General features: G+C 63.5%; 5 protein-coding genes. All 5 read right to left on the bottom strand.

The annotated features are described in order from the left end of the window. Positions 1 to 1,565, bottom strand: a 1,565-nt coding sequence (locus WB461_RS02025) for a DUF4012 domain-containing protein (protein ID WP_423851053.1), incomplete at its 3' end; no start/stop codon positions are given. 125 nt (positions 1,566 to 1,690) lie between these two features. Continuing rightward, the gene (locus WB461_RS02020; protein ID WP_423851052.1) at positions 1,691 to 2,290 is read right to left on the bottom strand and encodes an LPXTG cell wall anchor domain-containing protein; all 600 of its coding nucleotides are present in this window, start codon (positions 2,288 to 2,290) and stop codon (positions 1,691 to 1,693) included. Positions 2,291 to 2,468: 178 nt separating this feature from the next. After that, a complete protein-coding gene (locus WB461_RS02015; protein ID WP_423851051.1) occupies positions 2,469 to 2,765 on the bottom strand; it encodes a DUF1416 domain-containing protein in 297 nt (98 codons plus the stop codon). Then, a complete protein-coding gene (locus WB461_RS02010) occupies positions 2,765 to 3,613 on the bottom strand; it encodes a sulfurtransferase (RefSeq protein ID WP_423851050.1) in 849 nt (282 codons plus the stop codon). Before WB461_RS02010 ends, WB461_RS02015 begins: the two co-directional genes overlap by 1 nt. Before the next feature lie 73 nt (positions 3,614 to 3,686). After that, positions 3,687 to 4,124, bottom strand: a complete 438-nt coding sequence (locus WB461_RS02005; RefSeq protein ID WP_423851049.1) for a DUF4395 domain-containing protein — start codon at positions 4,122 to 4,124, stop codon at positions 3,687 to 3,689. Between the last annotated feature and the right edge of the window lie 353 nt (positions 4,125 to 4,477).

The following is a 4,477-nucleotide window of genomic DNA, read 5'->3' as shown; positions in this document are numbered from 1 at the left end:
TCAGCATAAACGGTCTGCTTCTTGCCGTTGACTCGCACCTCGGTGAAACCACCGTCGTACGGCGAGTACAGTCGCATGACGATTTTCATCGTGCCGGGAGGGGTGTAATCACCTGAGCCGGTGACGGACTGCGGCAGTCCCTTGCTGGGCGCGTTGGAGGTCAATTCTGTGGTGGTGCTCAGCTCTTGGATGTCTCCGGCGAGGCACCGTCCTGACCGGACCCCCGTTCTGTAGTCGAGGTAATATTCCATTTTCGTGGATGCCGAGTCACTGAGATAGACGCCGACGTGCGGGGTGTCGCCATCGTCGCCCCCCACGATTCCCGACACGCCGGTCCTCGCGATCTCGGCTTGCTCCGCCTCGTGCGACGACCACAACGTCAATCGATTCTCATCCGCGGCATTCACCAATGCCCCGATCACGCTGCGCGGGTCACCGGTTCCCGACTTGACCACATTGAAGATTCTGCGAGCCGCACTCTCAAATAAATCATCCTGCTTGTTGTTGTCCTGGTATTTCGTGTAGACCCGATTGAGCAACACGGAGACGGCATTTCCCTGGTTCAGCATGGTGCCGTCCTTCAACTGCACTGGGCCAGTGCCGTTGAGCAAATAGCTCATTGCGATCGGATCCACCGAGACAACACCGTCAATCTCCACCCCAAGGCCCTTCTTGGCCATCGCTTGCGCAATCTCACCTGTCCTCGGGAAATGAGGTGTCAAATTGATGTCGCGTAGATCGCTCACCAAGGACGACGTGAAGACTGACGACTCTTCGGCGCCCATCGGAAGGACAGGATCGGGGAAGGGCAGCAGGTCCTGGATCGATCCTTGCTGTCCCATCGAGAGCTTTCCCCCGACGGATTTGAGGACCGCGAAGGATCCCGCGATGCCGCCGGTAGGCCTGATCTCCGCATTGTTCTGCACCAGAAGCAGATAGCGGCGAGTTTCCTTTGCGCCGAGCATCGAGGGCATCAGCCTGGCAGCAGATCGACTGTTGACGGCGGCGGATTGCGCTGCCTTGAGCTTCGTCTGAAACACCGCAATCGGGCCACGGATCGGCAGGAACAAAGAACCTGAATCGATGTCCTTAACCTGATCGTTGGCAGTCGTGAGCGTCGTCGCGGCTTTGATCACTGCCGGGCGAATCCTGACGATTGCCTCAAGGTCGACCTTCCCCTTACGTGGGCTGAAGGCCTTGAGGTTGATCTGCTCGGACAGCCCGACAATGGGTGGCATCGCGTTGACAGCGATATCGTCCACCACCTCAGCGACTGTCCGTATCGCCGACACGTTTCGGCCCGCAAACGGCACGCGTGATCCAAGTTCCCAGAGCAGTCCATCTGTCTTGTTGTGTGCGCGCGCCGCAGAACTCTGTAACGCTGCCAGGGTGGACTTGGCCCGCACATTGTCGCCGATGACGATCTCGTTCTTGAGGACCTCCGCCTGCCCCGCCGCCAGCCGCAACGCCGAACTGGCCTGAGCCGCCTGGATCGCGAAAACCACGACAACCAGGCCAAACATCAAGGCGGCGCCGACCCCGATATGGCCACGACTGATCTTCATGTACCACGGTCGATGCCGCCGACCCTTGGACTTGCTCCGTCTCTCGCGCACACTCATGGGTGACTCTCGGCGCCAACATTGGCGGCCCGATTGAGGACGAACATGAAGCCTGGAGGTTCCCGACCCTAGTGCGAGACGTGACGACGTCGCGCGGCGTAAGCCACACCGCCGCCGACGACGACCAGAACACCACCGATCACGAGCCACGACAGGTTGGACCCGCCCGTATCGGGCAGGGCGCCGTCGTCGTTGCCCTCGTCAGCACCGCCCGTCGGGAGCAAGGTGACCGTTGCCGAGGCGCTCGCAGTCTGGAGGGCCGCCTGAAGTGACGTGCTTGGGCTCGTGGAATAGAACGCCGATGTGACAGCGGTGGAGCTCGTCACGCGGGCCACCGCCGGCGCGACGGCGTCGTCATACTTGCACTCGACCGTCAGCGTCGTGTCCAACTTCTTGGGGACTACCTTGGTCTTGTAGCTGCCGCTGATTGACTTGCCGGTGCCGGTCTGGGTCGGGCTCGTGCCAGGGGCAGTGCCGTCGTAGTTTGCGGTCCAGAGGCAGTCGACACTCGCGCTGGCCTTGAAGTCAAACACCTTGCCGCCGACGAGGGTGGCGTCGCTGACCGTGATGGTGATGCTCGGGTCCGGGTAGGCCTGCGCAGCACCTGCCGTCATGAAAGTTGCAGCGGCAGCAATCGCTGCTGCAGCTACAAGCCGAAGTTTGAACATGCGCGCTCCCGTGTGGCTCCGAGTTTGATTCTGCGAGTGTCGATGTAAACAGGTGGTGCTGGTGAGACGTAGTTCCGCTGTCTCGCTAACGATCATCAGCAACACATCGTTACGAGCAACAGTAGCGTAAGAAGCCGGCTTTCTCGTAGCGGTGGGGACCAACTGCGAGACCAGCCTGTCAGACGGCGACGGCCACCTCGGCCACGCTGCCCTTCGCGGCAGTCACGGCGTTGTCCACCGAGACCGCCCGCGGAGCGAGCGTTCGCAGTGTCCACTCGCCCGGACCAGCAAAGAAACGGAACTGGCCGGTGGCCGAGGTCGGGACCTCTGCGGTGAACTCGCCGGTTCGATCCAGCAGACGGACATACGCATTGCCAACGGGCTGTCCGTCGCGGGTCACGATGCCCTGGATCACCGCCTGATTGGCGACGTCGACGCCGTCGAGCGAGGGGCCGCCCTTGATCGCACCGCACATCAGGCGGCACCCGGCTCGTCGCCCAGGGCGACCGGCACGCCGCGCAGCGAGCCGTACTCGCTCCACGATCCGTCGTAGTTCTTCACGTTCTCGAACCCGAGGATCTCCTTGAGGACGAACCACGTGTGGGAACTGCGCTCGCCGATGCGGCAGTAGGCGATGGTGTCCTTGCCCTCGTCCAGACCTGCGCCCGCATAGAGCGCCGTGAGCTCCTCGTCGCTGCGGAACGTGCCGTCGTCGTTCGCGGCCTTGCTCCAGGGAACGTTGCCGGCGGTGGGGATGTGCCCACCGATCTGCGCGGCCTCCTGTGGCAGGTGCGCCGGGGCCAGCAGTCGGCCTGCGTACTCATCGGGGCTGCGGACGTCGATGAGGTTCTTCACACCGATCGCCTCGATGACCTCGTCGCGGAATGCACGAATCTCGTCGTTCGGCTGCTCAGCGGTGTAGACCGTGGCTTCGCGGCTCGGCACGTCGCTGCTCAGCTCGCGACTGTCGAGCTCCCACTTCTTCCTGCCGCCGTCCAGCAACCGGAGGTTGTCGTGCCCGTAGTACTTCAGGTACCAGTACGCGTAAGCCGCGAACCAGTTGTTGTTGCCGCCGTAGAAAACCACGGTGTCATCGTTGCCGACACCCTTGGCGGACAACAGCGTCTCGAGCTGGTCCTTGCCGATGAAGTCGTGGCGAACGCCGTCCTGCAGGTCCTTCTTCCAGTCGAGCTTGATCGCACCGGGGATGTGCCCCTTGTCGTACGCCTCGGCGTCCTCATCGACCTCGATGAGGACGATTGTCGGGTCGTCGAGGTGGTCCTCGACCCAGTCTGCGGTGACGAGCGCGGATTCACGGCTCATGATGTACCTCCGTTGGTGCCCGGACGGGCTAGTGGTCTGGCAAGGGTGGATTTTGCGATGGGGCGGGTGCTGATCAGGCGTTCGCCGGGGCCAGCCGGCGGACCGCCAGGTAGAGCTCGCAACCCAGGCACAGGCCCACGGTTGCATTGAGCAGCGCCGCCACCAGCGCGAATGCCGTGGCGATGTACGCGACCGTGGCGGCCCCGGACAGGAGCGCGAGAAGGGCCACCACCGTGAAGGACAGGCCGACGAACTGGGCGAATCGGGGCGGCCGGGCGTCTTCCAGCTCCGTCGGTGCGCCGATTCGCGGACGGATGAAGCGTGTGAAGACGATGGCGTACGGAGAGTGCTGCAAACCGATCAGCGCCGCGACGGCGAAGATCGCGACCTGAACTGCCAGCAGGGCCACGCTGACCGGACCGGGGACGACCAGCACGAGTGCGAGGACGGTGGCAGTGGCGGTGGCGGCCACGCGAAGACCGCGGGGATCCACGACAAGGGGTTGGGACATGGTGCTCCTGCGCTGAGGCACGGCCGGGCTTGGCCTGGGCGTGCTGGGACTGACGGATGAAAGGTGTCAGCGCATGCGACACAACGACGAGCACGTGCAGCAGTTGTCCACTGCTCGGCGCCGCGTCAGGTGTGTCGTCTGGAACATGGCTCCAGAATACGGGCAAACCTTTCCTCTGGGGCGCGCTGTCTCACGATATGGTCATTCGTCCCACATGGTGGTGAACTCCTGGCACGCAACGAGACCTGCCCGCGCTAGCCGACGGCCCCGCCGAGCGCCGCGAGGACCTGCTCCCGCCGCGGCAGACCCGAAGCGCGGGTGGACACCGCGCCGTCAGCGTCCAGTATCAGCAC

Source organism: Aeromicrobium sp. (assembly GCF_049587115.1).
In the GTDB taxonomy this organism is placed as follows: Bacteria; Actinomycetota; Actinomycetes; order Propionibacteriales; family Nocardioidaceae; genus Aeromicrobium.
This window is presented reverse-complemented; position numbering and strand designations above follow the sequence as displayed.

Coding starts and splice junctions, on each gene's coding strand:
- WB461_RS02020 (WP_423851052.1), bottom strand. CDS start 2,290: ATGTTCAAACTTCGGCTTGTAGCTGCAGCAGCGATTGCTGCCGCTGCA.
- WB461_RS02015 (WP_423851051.1), bottom strand. CDS start 2,765: ATGTGCGGTGCGATCAAGGGCGGCCCCTCGCTCGACGGCGTCGACGTC.
- WB461_RS02010 (WP_423851050.1), bottom strand. CDS start 3,613: ATGAGCCGTGAATCCGCGCTCGTCACCGCAGACTGGGTCGAGGACCAC.
- WB461_RS02005 (WP_423851049.1), bottom strand. CDS start 4,124: ATGTCCCAACCCCTTGTCGTGGATCCCCGCGGTCTTCGCGTGGCCGCC.